Raw genomic sequence first — 17635 nt, forward strand, 5'->3', positions numbered from 1 at the left:
CCGCCCGATGATTCCCCTCAGCGACGACAACCCCACACTCCGCAGGCCGGTGGTCACCTACCTGCTGCTCGCGGTCATCGGCTTCACCTGGTTCTACGTCCAGGGGGCCGGCTTGAACTTCGTGGCCCTGGTCGCCAGCGTGTGCAACCTCGGGCTCGTCCCGGGGGAGCTCACCCACCAGGCGCCGGTGGGACTCGCGGTGCCGCTCGGCCAGGGGCTGTCATGCGTGGTGGACAACGCGCCCATCAACCGCTTCACCCCCCTCACCTCCATGTTCCTCCACGGGAGCTGGGGCCACCTGCTGGGCAACTGCCTCTTCTTCTGGGTGTTCGGCAACAACGTCGAGGACAGCATGGGCCGGCTGCGCTTCCTCGTCTTCTACGTGGTCTGCGGCCTGGCGGCGGCGGCGGCGCAGGTGCTGGTGGACCCCGCCTCGCCCGTGCCCGTGGTGGGGGCCTCGGGCGCCATCTCCGGCATCATGGGCGCCTACCTCATCCTCTACCCGCGCGTGCGGGTGAACATGCTCTTCTTCTTCTTCGTCATCCCCCTGCCCGCCTGGGTGGTGCTGCTGTGGTGGTTCGGCGTGCAGGTCCTCACCGGACTGCCCCAGCTCAACCAGCTCCAGGCCGAGGGCGGGGTCGCCGTGTGGGCCCACGTGGGTGGCTTCCTCGCGGGGGTGGTGCTGGTGAAGTTCTTCGAGAACCATGCGCTCACCCACCAGCGCACCCGGTGGAGGCATCGGCTGCATCCGGACCATCCGTGAAGCAAGGAGGCGTCGCGGGGAGCAGCGGCGTCGGGAAGAGCGGCGCCAGGACGTCGGTTCGCGTGCGCGTCAGGGGCACGCGGTTTGCTCAGTAACTCAGTAGGGCTTCGAACCGCGGCCCGGGGGACTCGCCTCCCTCGGACACCGCTCGTGAGGGTGTGGCACCATGCGTTGGGGGAGGCAGTTCCGGTCTTGCATTCCGCGGCACCCGGCACTCGCGCTGGGGCTGCTGGCCCTGTTGCTGGTGGACTCGCCGCGAGGCGCGTCCGCGCAGTCCGAGACGGATCCATTGACGCTCAACGGACCTCAGGCCCTCACGTTGCGGGTGCCGCCCCTCGAGACGGTGAACGAGGAGGAGGTGCTGCGCGTCACCGTCCAGGTGGAAGGCGCCCAGGGTCCCACCCGCGTCTTCGTGGACGGGCTGCCGCCGGGAGCGCAGTGGGACGAGGCCGCTCGCACGCTCACCTTCCAGCCGGACTTCATCCAGGGCGGGTGGCGCCATGAGGTGAGGTTCACCGCCCAGGACAGCCGGGCCACGGCGCACACGCAGATGACCATCGCCGTGCGCGACACCGTGCGCCCGCCCGAGCCGCGCATCCTCGAGCGCGAGGAGCTGCACGGCACGCTGCGCCTGACGCTGGAGCAGCCCACGGACGCGTGGCTGGACAGCCCCGGGTACGCCGGGCGCACCTTCCCCGCGGTGGTGTCGGTGCCGCTGGCGGCCTCGGCCGGCTACCCCATGCCGGTGACGGTGCGCCTGCACGGCGTGGGCAACTGGCCTCCGCGGACGCAGGTGTCCCCGGACCGCTTCGTCATCGAGCCGAGCGACCCGAACCTCACGTACTGGTGGGGCTACTCCGAGAGCCTGCCGCGCAGCCAGACGCTGGCGGGCGCCGTGCCGCCGTACACCGCGCGCCGGGTGCTGGCGTTGCTGGAGTGGGTGCTGCGCAGCTACCCGGGCGCGGACCCCGAGCGCGTCTTCGTGGAGGGCGACTCCATGGGCGGTGCGGGTGCGCTGGCGCTCGGCCTGCTGGATTCGCGGCACTTCGCGGGGGTGTTCGCCAAACACGCGCAGCCGGTGGCGCGGGCCCACCGGCCCTGGCGGCTGGCGCAGCTCTCCTCGCTGTGGGGCATGCCCGAGGAGGAGGTACCGGGCGCGGATGGCCTCGGCGTCTGGAGCCGTCTGGATTTGACGCGCGCCCTGCGGGACGAGCCCGGCGCCCGCTCGCAGTTCCTCTTCCTGGAGCACGGCAAGGACGATCCCATCATCCACTTCGGCTCCGTGGTGGGGCCCAGCAGCCTCACCGGTGCGTCCTTCTACGGGATGCTCCAGTCCCAGCACATCGGCCACGTCGCCGTCTGGGACGAGGGCGGACACGTGGAGACGGACCCGTGGCTGGGCCCGCGCTGGTGGGACCGCGGCTGGAACCCGCGCGCGGATGCGCAGACGCTGCTGCGGCGTGACCTGGCCTTCCCGGCCTTCAGCCACTCCACGTGGGATGGAAACCCGGGCACCGGCGGCAACGGCCGCCAGCCCTGGCGCAACGACTCCGGCTACGCGGGAGACCCGAAGGTGGCCGGCGACACGGGCTGGGATGGAGACGTGGCGGGCATGCTCAACCGCTCGCTGCGCTGGGACACCCGCCAGCTCGTGGACACGCACGGGCGCTTCGTGATGCCGCTGCGTGCCGTCATTGGCCCGGGCGTCACCGACTCGCCCGTGGTGGACGTGACGCCCCGGCGCATGCAGCGCTTCCGGTGTCTGCCCGGCGAGCGCATCCGCTGGACCTTCGGCACCGCCAGCGGCACCGTCACCGCCGCCTCGGACGGATCCGTCACCGTGCCCCGCCTGCGCCTGGGCGCGGACTGGACGCAGCTGGTGCTCGAGCGCACCTGAGCGGCTTCATCTCGGCTCCAGCACGCCACGGGCCCCACCCCGCAAGAACACCCCTGCCCCAGCCGGCTTGACTACAACCGTAGTCACCGCTACCTTGCTTCGTGACGACACTTGTAGTCACGCAGGTGAGGGGCATGAAGAAGCCAGTGGGAGACCAGGAGCTGGTGGTGCTGCGCTGGGTGGCGGAGCACGGACCCGTGACCGTGGGCGAGGTGGCGGAGAAGTTCGGCGAGCCGCAGGGGCTGGCGCGCTCCACCGTCCTCACGGTGATGGAGCGGCTGCGCACCAAGGGGCACCTCACCCGGCACAAGGTGGAGGGCGTCTACCAGTACAGCTCGAGCGTGCCGCTGGCGGAGCTGCTGCGGGGCGTGGTGGGGGACTTCGTGAAGAAGTCGCTTGCGGGCTCGCTGTCGCCCTTCGCCACGTGGCTGTCCCAGGCCGACGAGGTGAGTGACGAGGAGCTGCGGCAATTGGAGGAGGCCGTCGCCCGTCTCAAGTCGAAGAAGGAGGGGGAGGAATGAGCGCCGTGGACATGCACGCGGTGATGGAGCACGGGCTGGGAGTGCTGCGCACGCTGTGGCAGGTGACGTGGCAGGGAGCGCTCTGCGCGCTGGCCGTGTGGGCGCTCACGCGGCTGCTGCCGAGGCTGCCCGCGTCCGTGCGCACCATGCTGTGGTGGTTCGTGGCCCTCAAGTGCCTGGTGGGCCTGGGCGCGCCCGGCCCGGTGCGCCTGCCCCTGCTGCCCGCCCCCGAGGCGCCCGTGGCCGTCGTGCGCACGGTGGCCCCCGCCATGCCCATCGTGGGCGAAACCACCCCGGAGGTGCATGCCCTGGAGATGCGCGCCCCGAAGCCCCCGGAGACGCACACGGACTGGCGGCCCCTGTTGCTGGGCGCGTTGTGTGTATGGCTCGGAGGCATCGCCTGGCAGGGCCGCGAGCTGCTCCGGGGGCTCGTGCAGCTGCGCCGCATCCGGCGCGAGGCCCGGCCCCTGGAGGACGCCTCGCTGCAGCAGGCGGCGGAGGTGCTCGGGCGCGAGCTGGGCCTCACGCGCGTCCCCCCACTGCTCGTCTCCGAGCATGCGCCGAGCCCGCTCGCGCTCGGCCTGCTGCGCCCCGAGATCATCCTCCCGCGCCGCGCGCTGGAGACCCTGTCCCCGCTGGAGCAGCGCATGGCGCTGGCGCACGAGCTCGCCCACGTGCGGCGCGGAGACCTGTGGCTCGGCTGGGTGCCGGCGCTCGCGCAGGTGGCGCTCTTCTTCCACCCGCTCGTGCGGCGCGCGTGCCGCGAGTACGCGCTCGCCCGTGAGGAAGCCTGTGATGCCGCCGCGCTCCAGGCCACCGGGGCCGGGCCCCGTGAGTACGGACGTCTTCTCCTCGTCTTTGGTGTCGCCCGCGCTCCGGCTGCCGCGGCGGTGCCTGGTGCCTCGTCACACCTCGCAGCCCTGAAACGGAGGATCGCCATGCTGGAACACGCTGGGACCGATTCGAAGCACCGCGCTCGTTGGGTTCGCTGGACCCTGGGAGGCCTCGCCCTGGTGGCACTCGTGCCCTTCCAGGTGGTGGCCCGCGAGACGCCCACCGCCACGCCCCTGCTCGCCGTCGCGGCGCCTCCGGTCCCGCCGAAGCCGCCCGTGCCCCCGAGCGCGCCCATCATCGTGGACAACGAGGACGAGGACGACATGTTCGCCTATGTCCTCCTGCGCCCGAACAACGACGCGTCGATGGCCGGCTCGCGGCGGGACGTGAGAAGGGCGCGCGCCCTCGTGGGCAACGGGCCCCTGCCCGTCCTCTACCTGCGCCGGGATGAGCAGGAGTACCTCATCCGCGACGCGGCCACGCTGAAGGCCTTCGAGAGCACCTTCGCTCCCGTGGAGGAGATCGGCAAGAAGCAGAGCGCGATGGGCGAGAAGATGTCCGAGCTGGGCGAGAAGATGGGCGAGCTCGGCGGCAGGCAGGGCGACGCCGGCGGGAAGATGGGCGAGCTCGGCGAAAAGATGGGAGCGCTCGGCGGCAAGCAGGGCGAAATCGGCGCGAAGATGGGGGAACTCACCCTGAAGCAGGCGGAGCTCTCCCGCGCGCAGGACCGTTACGAGCAGGAGCACGGCAAGGAGTCCCCGGAGCTCGCGAAGCAGATGGAGCAACTGGAGCGCGAGGAGGAGGCCCTCGACAAGCAGATGGACGAGATTGGCGAGCAGATGGACGCGCTCGGCCGCGAGATGGAGAAGGCCAGCGAGCCGATGGATGAGATTGGCCGCGAGATGGAGAAGCTGAGCGCGCCCATGGAGGAGTACGGCCGGCAGATGGACGCGCTCGGCGAGCAGATGGAGAAGGCCCACCTGGAGGCCATGCAGAAGGCGCGCACCCTGCTCGATGACGCGGTGCGGAAGGGCACCGCCGAGCCCGTGAAGCGCTGAGCGGTTCGCCAGGAATTCCTGCCCATTGATTCACATTTCAAACGCTGGCATGAATTCCCACACGTACGCGTAATCCGCTTCTTCTCGCGGCTCAAACCGCGGAAGAACTCTACAAACCCCTTGAAAGACAATCGACAGCCCCCTCACAATACGTAGCGTTTTCACACTCCAGGTGAAAACACACACAGGGGGCTCGATGTATGAAAGAAACGCACGGTTCCTGACCGTGCTCGTGGGTGTTTGTCTGACTTCTTGCGGTGTCTCCGAACAGGAAGGGATGAAAGAGATTGAGCCAGATGCGAAGCCATCCGTGCTCTCTCCTCCGGGCGGAAGCCCCTGGCAAGACAGGCTCAATCCTCCGCAACCCTGGGAAACGGCCATCCCAGAGGGGGGAGTGCAGAGCCTGCTGCCCACGCAACAGGGACTCGCCCCCGCCGGGGAATGGGCCGGCGGGGATGTGATGGGACTGGCCTCCGCCACCGCGGGCGGGGGCAGCGTCGACCTGAGACCCAACGTCCTCCGGGGAAAGGCCCGGCTGACGAACACGAACCCCGACATCCTGAAGCTGCTGGCCGCGGACCCGTGGCACTTCAATGGCTACGCGAGTGCCTCCAGCACCGTTCCCGGGGGCTACAGCGCCAGCACCTACAATGTCACCTACACCAGCCCCACCGAGCTGACCTTCGAGATGCTGGTGGAGGCCGCGGCGGGAGGTGAGGACGGCGTCGTCTACAACGTCTCGGCCTACCGGGGGCTCTGGCACTACCAATTCCCGACCACCACGGGTGCACGAGTCAAGCCCCGCAACGTGCAGCCGGGACCCACGGACGTGGAGCTCACGGGCTGTATGGGCGCCGTGCAGTTCCAGCTCGGCACGGACGAGACCTGCGCGACGAGCCCGGACTGGGCGAAGAGTGTCTTCCTCAACTACTACTACAACTTCACGCATGAGGGACGCATCACCATCCTCGTGCCGCCGGGCTCGAGCGGCTCGGCGAACCTCTACTACACCGTCAACACCACCGGCGGACCGGTGCAGACGTGGGTGCCGGTCTCCTGGAGCAACGTCAAGTGTGACGAGGTCGTCCGCGTCTGCAAGGTGCCCCACGTTCCCGAACCGCCGCCCCCGCCGCCTCCGCCTGTCTACGGCAACATCACCGGGCCCTTCGAGATCTCTGGCGAGCCCTTCACCTACAACCGCTACCTCTACGCCTATGGGCCCTCCTCCTATGGCCATTCCTTCTCCGGTCTGGACGTGACGGCGCCGCTCGGCGACCCCTCCAAGTGGTGGAAGATGTCCAACATGCTCGAGGGCAGCTACACCATGTACGCGTATAGCTACCTGCGAAAGGGACGCGACTTCACCATCGTCCACATGCCCTATCTCGCCTCCTGGAACCCGGCAGGCGGCGTCAAAGTGGTGGGCAATCAGACGACTCCGTTGACGCGGGTCATCGATGGGGAGACCCGCCATGCCTTCGCCATGCGACCGGCCTATTTCTATGGCTCGGTGCGCCTGGCGGACCCCTACGTGCCACTCCATCCCGGCTCCACCAGCACGCTGCAGACGCTCTACTTCGAGGGCAACTACGACAGCAACGGGGATGGCATCCCGAACGACACCTGGGTGGACGAGTCGCGCATGTACGCGTCCGCGGGCAGTGGCTATTCGATGAGCGGCTTCCCGGGCTCGTTCCTGCCGAGCACCGGCGAGTTCGCCTCCAACTACGAGCAGGTGCTGCCCAACCCGTATGACATTCCCCATTCGTGGACCCAGAGCTCGATGCGGCTGCGCTTCTGGTCCGAGGGAGCCTCCTTCTCCACCCGGCCCGGCCTGTATGACGCCAACCGGTTCCGCAGCGGCGCGCTCGAGCTGGCGCCCAACGTGACCCGCACGAGGCTGATGGCCCCGGAGGACCGATTCCGCATCGACCACGAGTACTGCTTCAACGAGGTGCAGCTCTTCTACCGGACGGACCTGGGACGCTTCTACAACCCCACGGCCTCCGTGTCGGGCTCCTTCACCGGCACCGACTGGCAGGGCAGGAACACCTCCTACTCGGCCAGCGGCGCCTTCTACGGCGACCCATACATCAATGGCTACGGCTCGCCCCAGAGCTACGCGAAGACCACGGGCCTGCTGTCCATGACGCTCCCGCAGGGCACCTTCACGGTGAGCCCGAGCGCCCAGATGGTGAACGCCGCGGGCGAGGTGAACACCGCCAACTTCGCTCCCATCGGCGTGACCCTGGGATGCGGGCAGCGGCTGAAGCTCGTTCCTCCGCTGTCGGTGATCATCAACCCCATCAACCGCTGCTCCTCGGGGAACAAGACGCCCGTCACCGGCGTGGTGAAGAGCGCCCCGGCCGAGGTGGATCGCATCTGGTATCAGATCAACGACGGGCCCCAGGTGGAGCTGTGCACCAACTGCGGCAAGGACCCGGCCTTCTCCTTCAACGCGGCGCTGCAGTCCTGCGAGAACACGGTGAAGGTGTTCGCCTACAGCGCGGGTCTGCCGGAGCCGGCCACGGGCTCGCAGCAGGTGGTGTGGGATGACCCGGTGGACGGCCCGAGCTGCCCGGGCACCTACTGCCTCAACCGCCCGCCGGTGGCGCGCTGCAAGAGCGTCACGGTGGCCGCCGACGAGGAGTGCACGGGCGGATGCGGCTCGGTGAACGACGGCTCGTACGACCCGGACACGGGGGACAGCATCACCTGCACGCAGACGCCGGACTGCCCGTTCGGCATGGGCACGAAGCGGGTGACGCTCACCTGTACGGACAAGGCGGGCAACGCCTCCTCCTGCGAGGCCACCGTCACGGTGAAGGACATGGTGGCGCCCACCATCACCTGCCCGGACGAGCAGGTGCTCGCGTGCACCGCGGGCGGCGCGAAGGGCAGCTTCACGCCCACGGCCAGCGACCAGTGCGGACGTGTCACCACCGCGTGCTCGCCGGCCTCCGGCACCACGTTCCCCGTGGGCAGGACGGCCACGGTGTGCACCGCCTTCGACGAGGCGGGCAACCGGGCCAGCTGCACCTTCGGCGTCACGGTGCGCGACGAGGTGCCTCCCGAGGTGACGTGCCCCGAGCCCTCCACCTTCGAGTGCGATGCCAGCAACCCGGCGGGTGCGCCCACGGCCACCGCCACGGATGTCTGCCAGCTCAAGAGCGTGACGCCCTCGGCCACGTCCTTCCCGCTGGGCACCTCGACCGTCACCTACACGGCCACGGACATGGCGGGCCTCCAGGCCACCTGCTCCACCACCGTCACCGTGACGGACACCCGGCCTCCCCTGCTGACGCTCCGCGGCGGTGACTCCGTCTCCCTCGTGTGCGGCATGGACACCTATACCGACCCGGGCGCCACCGCCACGGACGTGTGCGCCGGGGACCTGAGCTCCCAGGTGACCGTGTCCGGCAGCGTGAACCCGAACATCCCGGGCAGCTACACCCTCGCCTACTCGGTGAAGGACGCGGCGGGCCTGGAAGCCACGGCCACGCGCGTGGTGGAAGTGGTGAAGGGCCCCACCAACTGCTGCAGGCCCAACTCGGGCCACTTCCTGCCCACCGGAGGCACCAACACCCTGCACCTGCAGCACACGTCCACCGTGCTGGCGGACGGCCGGGTGCTGACGCTCGGCGGCTGGAACTGGGCACCCTCGGCGGAGCTGTACTCGCCGGCCACGGGCACCTGGACTCCCACGGGCAGCCCCCACACCAACCACCGCCTCCACACGGCCACCCTGCTGGCGGATGGCTCCGTGCTGGTGGCGGGCGGTGACGGGGCCAGCGCGAGCACCTCGGCGGAGCTGTACAACCCGGCCACGGGCACCTGGAGCGCCACGGGCAACATGGTGACGTACCGCCGCGAGCACCAGGCGGTGGCACTGGCGGACGGCCGCGTGCTGGTGATGGGCGGCACCACCTCCTCCGGCACGCTGCTCGCCTCGGCCGAGGTGTACGACCCGTTCACCGGCGCGTGGAGCGCCACGGGCAGCATGGCCACGGCGCGCCGGGCCTTCACCGCCACCCTGCTGCGGGATGGCCGGGTGCTGGTGGCCGGTGGCCTCACCGACGACGGCGACGAGTGCACGGGCACCAACTGCCTGGTGGGCGCGGAGCTGTATGACCCGGCCACGGGCACCTGGACGAGCGCTGGCACCCTGAACCTGGCGCGTGGCTTCCACGCGGCCGCGCTGTTGGCCAACGGCAAGGTGCTGGTGTCCGGTGGCGGCAAGGACGGCGCGCAGAGCAACGCCGCCGAGCTGTACGACCCGGCCACGGGCGCGTGGATGAGCACCGGCGAGATGCTCTCTCCCCGGCGGCGCCACTCGCTGACGCCGCTGCCCAACGGGCTGGTGCTGGCGGTGGGCGGCTACGACGCCTCCACGGGCATCCACGCCTCCGCGGAGCTGTACAACCCGCTGACGGGCACCTGGTGCACCACGGGCACCATGGGCCAGAACCGCTACGAGCACACGGCCTCGCTGCTGCCGGGAGGCAAGGTGCTCATCACCGCGGGCTTCAGCACCTCCAGCCAGTACACGTCCGAGGTGTACAGCTTCGGCGGTTGGTGACGTGGAAGGCTGAAGGGCCTCGATGAACAGGGGCCCCGGGCTGGCGAGCCACTCGCCGGGTCCGGGGCCCCTCTCCTTTTCTACCGCGTGGAGCGTGCCGCCCCGCGGGTGCGGCGTCCGCTCAGGGCCAGCAGGGCCAGCAGGGCGAGACTCGCCGCCATGCCGGTACCGCCACCGCTGTTGCACGAGCACCCGGACACGGGCACCGAGGAGGTGGTGGTGCCCGTGCCATTCACCGCCAGCACCGCATCGGCGGTGCTCTCACCCTGGAGCGTCAGGCGCACCTCGCCGCTGACCACGCCCGCGGCCTCCGGATGGAAGAGGACGCGGAAGGTGGCGCTCGCGCCCGGCTCGAGCGTGTTTCCCTGGAGCCCCTCCACCTCGAAGGCGGCGCTCGTCGACTGTACGCGCGCCACCGTCCTGGGAGTCGAGGACACATTGGTGACGGTGAGGGTCCTCGGCTCGCTGCGCGTCCCCACCGCCACCGAACCGAAGTCCCAGCTCGTCGACTCGAGGGACAGGGCACTGGCCACCGCCTTGCCCACGAGGGGCACCTCCACGCGGGGCTGGGACGCGTCATCCGACTCCACCCCCAGCGTGGCCGAGAAGGTCCGCACCGCATCCGGCGTCAGCGTCACCGGAACGTCCAGGAACGCCCCCGGTGCCAGGGTAAGGGGGAGGGAGGGGAGCGACAGCGTGAACCGGGCTCCATCCGCGCCACCCAGCGCCACGGTGGGCACGGTGAGCGGACCCGTCCCCGTGTTCTGCAACCGGAGGGAGAGCGGCGCGACGGTGTCCCCCACCCGCCAGGTGCCGAAGTCCAGCCGGCCGGGAGTCACCGCCACCAGCGGCGAGGTGCCTTCACCCACGAGCACCACCTCCACGGAGTCCTGGGCGGCCCCCTCGAGGCCGAAGGTGGCCCGGGCCTCGCGTGAACCCACCGCCCGCGGGGAGAAGCTCGGGGAGAGGGTGACCGTGGCGCCAGCGGAGATCGTCAACGGGAAGGAGACCGACGCGCCCAGGGTGAAGTCGAGCGCGGCCGTGCCATCGATGGTGGCCGAGGCGAGGGTCACCGCCGTGTCGCCCGGATTGCGGAAGCGGAGCTCCCGGAGGACGTCGCTCGAGCCCACGTTGGACGCACCGAAGTCGAGACGGGACGAGGACACCTCCAGTTCGGGCTTTGCCTCGACGCCAACGCCGGCCAGGGGAACGGAGGCGCTCGGTGCGTCCGGGTCATCGGAGGTCAGGCCGAGCGTCCCCGTGAAAGCGCCCACGGAGGTGGGGCTGAACGTCAGCGCGAACTCCCGGGAAGTCCCCGGCTCCAGGGTGAGGGGAATCGTCGTCGGTGAGAGGGAGAAGGCCCCGCTGGAGAGGGTGAGGGCGGAGAGGGCGAGGGCGCTGGTGCCGGTATTGCGGACCGTCACCGACCTGGACGCACTGGTGGTGCCCACGCGCTGCTCTCCGAAGTCGAGCGAGGAGGGACTCACCGAGAGGGTGGGCTTCACGCCCCTGCCAGCCAGGGGAATGGAGACGCTCGGCGAGGAAGGGGCATCGGTGCTCAGGGTGAGCGTGCCCGAGACGCTGCCCGCCGTGGTGGGGTTGAACGTCGCGGAAACCACTCGCGACGCACCCGGGGCCAGGGTGAAGGGCGTGGAAGCGGCCGACACGGCGAAGGGCGCGGTGGTGGAAATGCCGGTGACGGTGAAGCTCGCGCTGCTGGCGTTGCGGATCGTCACCGACCTGGACGCACTGGTGGTGCCCACGCGTTGCTCTCCGAAGTCGAGGCTGGTGGGGCTCACCTCGATGGGCGGGACCCCCTGGCCGGCGAGGAAGAGCGTCACGCGGGAATTGAACGGGTCGTTGCTGGAATAGACGAGGGTGCCGCTACTGGACCCCTCGGTGGTGGGTTTGAACGTCACCGAGAGCTCCTGGGTGGCACCCGGCGGCACGGTGAGAGGACCGGATGGTGAAACCAGGAAGGGCCCGGTGATGGAGCCATCGCCGAGGTACAGGGGATCGGAGCCGGTGTTTCGCACCGTCGCCATTTGCGGTGCGCTGGTGGTACCCACCTCCTGAGCACCGAAGTCGAGGCTGCTGGGAAAGAGCTGGAGGGTGGGCGGCATCCGGAGCGGCGCCCGCTGCAACACGTGTGACGAAGGTTGCGACGGCACGTCCTCCGCCGCCGGAGCACCAGAAGTACAGGCGGTCAGCAGACCGAGAGCCACGAGAATTGACAATGAATGGAGCCGAAGCACGAGCCATCCCCCTTGTGTGTGAATCAGAGCGTCCGGTCGGAACATTAAGGGGGGTACGTAGGATCCACCAAAGACCCGCCCACGCATTCCCACGCGCACGTGAGTGCGCCAGAGTGCGCCGCCACCGACCCCGGCAACCGGGGCAGTCCGAAAGGTGTGCAATGCACGGAATGAAGTCTCTTCTCGGCGCGGTGCTCCTCGTCGTGTGCGCGGCCGGTTGTGCCCGGCATGCGTCCGAGGTGCAGCAACCCGCCACCTCTTCCACCACCGTCTATGTGGCGCGGCGCGTGCGGACGCTCGATGCGGAGCGGCCCATGGCCGAGGCACTCTCCGTGCGCGCGGGGAAGGTGCTCGCGGTGGGCACCCGGGACGAGGTGCTCGCCGCGGCGGGAGCGGGCGCGCGCGTGGTGGACCTGGGAGAGGCCACGGTGGTGCCCGGCCTGACGGACGCGCACGGGCACCTCGCGGGCCTCGGCGCGGGCCTGGCCGGGGTGCGGCTGGAGGGCACGGCCTCGCGTGACGAGGTGCTGTCGCGCGTGGCCTCCGCTCCCGCCACCGCTTGGCAGGGGGACTGGCTGATCGGCCGCGGGTGGGATCAGAACGACTGGCCGGAGAAGAGCTTCCCCGGCCGCGCGGAGCTGGACGCGAAGCTGCCCGGGACGCCCGTGGCGCTCGAGCGCATCGACGGCCACGCCCTCTGGGTGAATGGCGAGGCCCTGCGGCGCGCGAAGATTACCAAGGACACGCCGGACCCGGCGGGAGGCCGCATCCTGCGCGACGCGAACGGGGAGCCCACGGGCATCCTCGTGGACAACGCGATGGACCTGGTGAGCGCGGTGCTGCCGCCGGCCACGGCCGAGCAGCACGAGGCACGGCTCGCCGCGGCGCTCGCGCGCTGTGCCGAGGTGGGGCTGACGGGCGTGCACGACGCGGGCATGGACCTGCGCACCTTCCGGCTGATGCAGCGCTGGGACAAGGAGGGCCGGCTGCCGCTGCGCCTCTACGTGATGGCGGATGGCCAGGGCGCGGACCGCGAGACGTACCTGCGCGAGGGCCCCTTCCAGGGCCGGATGCTGACGCTGCGCGCGGTGAAGCTGAGCCTGGACGGAGCGCTGGGGAGCCGGGGCGCGGCGCTGCACGCGCCGTACAGCGACGAGCCGTCCCACCGGGGGCTGCTGCTGCTCTCGCCCGAGGAGTACGAGGCGCGGGTGAAGGACTTCATGGAGCGCGGCTTCCAGGTGGCCACGCACGCGATTGGAGACCGGGCCAACACGCTGGTGCTGGAGACGCTGCTGCGCCAGGCGGAGGCCACGGGGACGCGCCACCTGCGGCACCGGGTGGAGCACGCGCAGGTGATGAGGCGGGAGGACATCCTCCGGCTGGGCAAGAGCGGCTTCGTGGCGAGCATGCAGCCCACGCACGCGACGAGCGACATGCCGTGGGCGGAGACGCGCGTGGGGCCCGAGCGCATCCAGGGCGCGTACGCGTGGCGCGAGCTGAAGGAGGCGGGGACGCTGCTGGCGTTCGGCAGTGACTTCCCGGTGGAGCGCCCGGACGTGCTGCTGGGGCTGTACGCGGCGCGCACGCGGCAGGACGCCGAGGGCCAGCCCCTCAACGGCTGGTACCCCGCGCAGCGGCTGAGCGGCGAGGAGGCCCTGGAGGGCTTCACGGTGGGTGCGGCCCAGGCGGCGTTCGCGGAGAACGAGCGGGGCCGGCTGAAACCGGGCATGGACGCGGACTTCGTCGCGCTCTCGGTGGACCCGGTGGACGCGCCCCCCTCGCAGTTGCTCACCGCCCGGGTGAAGCTCACCGTGGTGGCCGGCGCCGAGGTCTACTCGGCCCGCTGAGCCACGGTGTCGACGTCCCCGTTTCGACATGTCGAACACCCGCTTCGACATGTCGAAACCCTCCCCGTGGAGCACCACCCCCGGCGAACCGGGCGCTGGCCTACCCCTTGCTGGAGCCTGGGCTCTTCACCCGCGCGAAGGGAGTCGTAAGATGCCGCTCACCATCAGGGGGACTTTCGTGAGCAACGCGTTCGACTCGGAGCTGCGCATGGCCGTGGCCGAGGGCCTTCTGTCCCGGGAGGAGGCGGAGGCCCTGCGCGAGGAAGCGCTCCGCCTGGGACGAGCTCCGCTGGAGCTGCTCGTGGAGCGGGGGCGGCTGTCCGAGGACTCCCTCGTCTCGCTGCGCAAGGAGTCCCAGGAGCAGACCCGGACCACGCAGAAGCCGTCGGACGACACCGTCACGGTGCACCGTCCCTCGCGCGAGGTCCCCGTCCTGCAGGCCGCGGACTTTCCGGTGCCCGGCTGGGAGCGCTACCAGTTCATGCGCCTGCTCGGCCAGGGAGGCATGGGCCAGGTCTTCCTCGCCCATGATCCCCGGCTGCGCCGCGACGTCGCCCTGAAGTTCGTCCGCGGCGACGACCCCGACGCCGCGCGCCGCTTCGTCTTCGAGGCCCGGGCCCAGGCGCGCGTGGTGCACGAGCGCGTGTGTCAGGTGTACGAGGTCGGCGAGGTCCAGGGGAAACCCTTCATCGCCATGCAGTACATCGACGGGCAACCGTTGAACCAGCTCGCCGGGGAGCTCTCCTCCGAGCAGAAGGCGATGGTGCTCCGGGACGCCGCCGAGGGCGTGCACGCGGCCCACCGCGTGGGCCTCATCCACCGGGACCTCAAGCCTTCCAACATCATGGTGGAGCGCACCCAGGACGGGAGCCTCAAGTGCTACGTCATGGACTTCGGGCTGGCGCGCGACTGGAAGGAGGGGATGACGGCCTCGGGCTCGGTGCTGGGCACGCCCCACTACATGGCGCCCGAGCAGGCCCGCGGCGAGGTGACGCGGCTGGACCGGCGCGCGGACGTGTACAGCCTGGGCGCCACGCTCTACCACCTGCTGACCGGTACCTATCCCGTCCAGGGCAGCAACCACCTGGAGGTGCTCAGCAACATCCCCTCCGTGGAGCCCCGGCCGCCGCGCGCGCTCGACAAGGACATCCCGGTGGACCTGGAGGCCATCGTCCTCAAGTGCCTGGAGAAGGAGCGCTCGGCCCGCTACGACTCGGCACGCGCCCTGGCCGAGGACCTGGAGCGCTTCCTCAATGGCGAGCCGGTGCACGCTCGGCCCGCAGGATTCTGGTACCGCCTGCGCAAGAAGGCCCGCAGGCACCGGCGGGCCGCCGTGACCCTGGGCTCGATGGCGCTCACCCTGATGGCGCTCGCCGGGGGCTATGGCTTCCTGCTCCGCCGCGAGTTCGCCCAGCTCGAGCAGCTGCTCAGCCGCTACACCGCGAGGGTGAAGGACATCGAGAACTTCATGCTCCACGCCCATCTCTCGCCGCCGCGAGACCCCATCCGTGACCGGGAGCAGCTCCGCGAGTGGATGCACGAGCTGGAGTCCTGGATGCGCGAGGCCGGCCCCCGGGGCCAGGGACCGGGCCACTACGCCCTGGGGCGGGGCCACCTCGCGCTCGGGGACAGGGTGAAGGCCCGCGAGCACCTGGAGAACGCGTGGAGCCAGGGCTACCGCGAGCCCGAGGTGGCTTATTCCCTCGCCCTGGTGCTGGGGCAGTTCCACCAGGAACAAAGCCTGGAGATGGAGCGCCAATACCGGCAGCGCCTCGGCAAGGACCCGGAACCCGGTGAGCTCCCCGCGGACGAATGGCTCCAGGAACGCAGACAGGAGCTCGAGCTGCGCTTGCGCAAACCGTTGCTCGAGAAGCTCCAGAACCTGGAAGGCCTGGATGACTCCGTGCCGCATGAATACGTGCAGGCGCTCATCGCCTGGCATGAAGGGCGTCTCGAGGACGCCCTGGGCCGCCTGGATGCGCTGAGCGAAGGCCCTCCCGGGTTCTACGCGGCCCCCCGGCTTCGCGGAGACATCTACCTGACGTGGGCCTCCCGTCACTGGAAGCTGGGCGAATACGCGCAGGCCCGGACCGCCTTCGGCAAAGGCCGCCTCGCCTATGCCCAGGCCGCGGAGATCGGCCGCGGAGATCCCGACCTCCATCTGGCCAGGGCGCAGCTCGAGCGCGACTGGCTGGAGATGGAGACCTCCAGCCATGGCAAGGACATCCAGTCCCTGTACGAGCAGGGACTCCAGGCGGTGTCACGCGCCATCGCGGTCGCGCCCGACCGTGCCTACGAGGCCAGGCTCCTGGAGGCCCGCTTCCACCTCCTGCTCGCCGGCGACCCGAACCTCCCACCGGAGCAAGCGCAGCGGCTCCTGGACCAGGCACTCGGGACCATCAAGGCCGCCAGCATGCTCGAGCCCGAGCGGCCAGAGGCGAGGCTCGAGCTGGGGTGGGTCCTGTGGCAGGCGTCCAAGAACCTCTACGACCACAGGGAGGATCCGCGCGAGAAACTCCGCGAAGCCATCACGGCCATCGAGCGCATTGCCCCCAAGCACCAGGGCCCCGCGTTCCACATGCTGCGCGGCCGTATCTACAAGACCTGGGCGGACCACGAGTCCCAGACTTCACCGGGCGCGGACGACCTGACCCCCGCGAGCAAGGCCATCGAGGCCTTTCACACGGCCCTCATGATGGACCCGAGCCAGATGATCGCGCGGGTCAGTCTCGCCACCGCGTATTACAGGCGAGCCGTGAGCCGCCACGGCAATGATCCACGCAGAGACCTGGAGCAGGCCAGGCGGCTCCTCGAGGAAGCACGGACCGTGAATCCCCACTACGCGGTGCTCTACTACCATGAGGCGCTCGTCCACCGGGAGCTGGCGTGGAGGCTCAAGGTGAGGGGTGGAGATCCCCGGCCCGAGTATCTCGAGTCCCGCGCGCTGTTCCGGTTGGGGGGCGACATCAACCCCGAGTCCCCGCTCTACCGCTACAATGAGGCGTACGACCTGGCCGAGCTGGCCCGGGAAGAGATGGAGCGTGGAGGAGATCCCCACGCCCTGTTCGAAGAGGCCGAGAAGCTTCTCGGACAGGCCATCATCGCCTCTCCGCAGCACTACTTCTCCCGCAGTAGCCTGGGCTTCCTCCGGGCCCTGCATGCCGAGTACCTGAGGCTCCAGGGGAAAGACCCGGAACCGAGCGTGCGCGCGGCCGAGCCGGTCCTGAGGGAAGTCTCCGGCATGGGGAAGCGGCGCCACCTCCCCTGGGCCAACCTGGCCTGGCTCCATTACAACCAGGCCCTGTTCGAGTTGGAGCATGAGGGCGACCCGGCTCAGAGCCTGGCGCAGGGCTTGAAGGAGATCGGCAAGGCCCGCGAGCTCAACGCCCATGACGCCTACATCGCGTTGCAGCACGGCAGGCTCCTGGAGGTCCAGGCCCTCACCAAGGCACGGCGGGGACAGGAGCCGGACAAGGACTTCCAGCTCGCGCGAGACGTCTTGCGCACGGCCCTCGACTCCGAGCCCGAGAACCAGGAGCTGCGGCGGGCCCTTGGCCACCTCTATTGGGAGTGGGCCTCCTGGACGCGGCAACAGGGTGGAGAGCCCAGTCAGCTCCAGGCCGAGGGACTCGCGTTGGCCGAGCATCTGGTGCTCGAACGCCCCGAGTGGCAGGAAGCCAGGGTGATGCGTGCGTTCTTCCTGCTCGCGGCGAAGGACCCCGCCTCGCCCGAGCAGCAAGCGCGCGCGCTCCAGGTCTGGGAGGAGCTCAACCAGACGCTGAAGAGCAATCCCTACCTCCAGCGCAAGTGGGAGCATCACCTCCAGGACATGCGCAAACGCGTGCCCGCGTCCTGGCGTGGGTGACGCCGGGACCGGCACG

8 protein-coding genes are annotated in these 17635 nt (G+C 70.1%); 7 read left to right on the forward strand and 1 reads right to left on the reverse strand.

The features are described from left to right. Positions 1 to 7: 7 nt before the first annotated feature. From VFZ09_RS22445 to VFZ09_RS22465, 5 genes are all read left to right on the forward strand, one after another. Entirely contained in the window at positions 8 to 763 is a 756-nt protein-coding gene (locus tag VFZ09_RS22445) for a rhomboid family intramembrane serine protease (protein ID WP_329729689.1), read from the forward strand. Positions 764 to 929: 166 nt separating this feature from the next. Then, entirely contained in the window at positions 930 to 2660 is a 1731-nt protein-coding gene (locus VFZ09_RS22450; protein ID WP_329729690.1) for a hypothetical protein, read from the forward strand. 134 nt (positions 2661 to 2794) lie between these two features. Then, positions 2795 to 3181, forward strand: coding sequence for a BlaI/MecI/CopY family transcriptional regulator (locus tag VFZ09_RS22455; RefSeq protein WP_329729691.1), 387 nt, complete (start codon positions 2795 to 2797; stop codon positions 3179 to 3181). Beyond that, on the forward strand, positions 3178 to 5073 hold the full coding sequence (locus tag VFZ09_RS22460; protein ID WP_329729692.1) for a M56 family metallopeptidase: 1896 nt from the start codon (positions 3178 to 3180) through the stop codon (positions 5071 to 5073). Before VFZ09_RS22455 ends, VFZ09_RS22460 begins: the two co-directional genes overlap by 4 nt. Positions 5074 to 5467: 394 nt before the next feature. Beyond that, complete coding sequence (locus VFZ09_RS22465; RefSeq protein WP_329729693.1) at positions 5468 to 9652, forward strand: kelch repeat-containing protein; 4185 nt, start codon at positions 5468 to 5470, stop codon at positions 9650 to 9652. An 80-nt stretch (positions 9653 to 9732) separates the two neighbouring features. On the opposite strand, the gene VFZ09_RS22470 is transcribed toward VFZ09_RS22465, so the two are convergent. Next, positions 9733 to 11994 (reverse strand): choice-of-anchor D domain-containing protein, encoded by a 2262-nt coding sequence (locus VFZ09_RS22470; protein WP_329729694.1) that lies wholly within the window; start codon positions 11992 to 11994, stop codon positions 9733 to 9735. Positions 11995 to 12068: 74 nt separating this feature from the next. Between VFZ09_RS22470 and VFZ09_RS22475 the strand changes: the two genes are divergently transcribed. Next, positions 12069 to 13754 (forward strand): amidohydrolase, encoded by a 1686-nt coding sequence (locus VFZ09_RS22475; RefSeq protein WP_329729695.1) that lies wholly within the window; start codon positions 12069 to 12071, stop codon positions 13752 to 13754. A gap of 208 nt (positions 13755 to 13962) precedes the next feature. Continuing rightward, positions 13963 to 17619 carry a protein kinase domain-containing protein gene (locus tag VFZ09_RS22480; protein WP_414640730.1) on the forward strand — a complete coding sequence of 1219 codons (3657 nt, stop codon included), beginning with the start codon at positions 13963 to 13965 and terminating at the stop codon, positions 17617 to 17619. Positions 17620 to 17635 lie beyond the last annotated feature (16 nt).

The sequence above is a fragment of the Archangium sp. genome (assembly GCF_036277355.1).
GTDB lineage: Bacteria > Myxococcota > Myxococcia > Myxococcales > Myxococcaceae > Archangium.

Bases quoted from the DNA above. Each gene is read 5' to 3' on its own strand.
- VFZ09_RS22445 (WP_329729689.1), top strand. From the start codon at position 8: ATGATTCCCCTCAGCGACGACAACCCCACACTCCGCAGGCCGGTGGTC.
- VFZ09_RS22450 (WP_329729690.1), top strand. From the start codon at position 930: ATGCGTTGGGGGAGGCAGTTCCGGTCTTGCATTCCGCGGCACCCGGCA.
- VFZ09_RS22455 (WP_329729691.1), top strand. From the start codon at position 2,795: ATGAAGAAGCCAGTGGGAGACCAGGAGCTGGTGGTGCTGCGCTGGGTG.
- VFZ09_RS22460 (WP_329729692.1), top strand. From the start codon at position 3,178: ATGAGCGCCGTGGACATGCACGCGGTGATGGAGCACGGGCTGGGAGTG.
- VFZ09_RS22470 (WP_329729694.1), bottom strand. From the start codon at position 11,994: ATGCGTGGGCGGGTCTTTGGTGGATCCTACGTACCCCCCTTAATGTTC.
- VFZ09_RS22475 (WP_329729695.1), top strand. From the start codon at position 12,069: ATGCACGGAATGAAGTCTCTTCTCGGCGCGGTGCTCCTCGTCGTGTGC.
- VFZ09_RS22480 (WP_414640730.1), top strand. From the start codon at position 13,963: ATGGCCGTGGCCGAGGGCCTTCTGTCCCGGGAGGAGGCGGAGGCCCTG.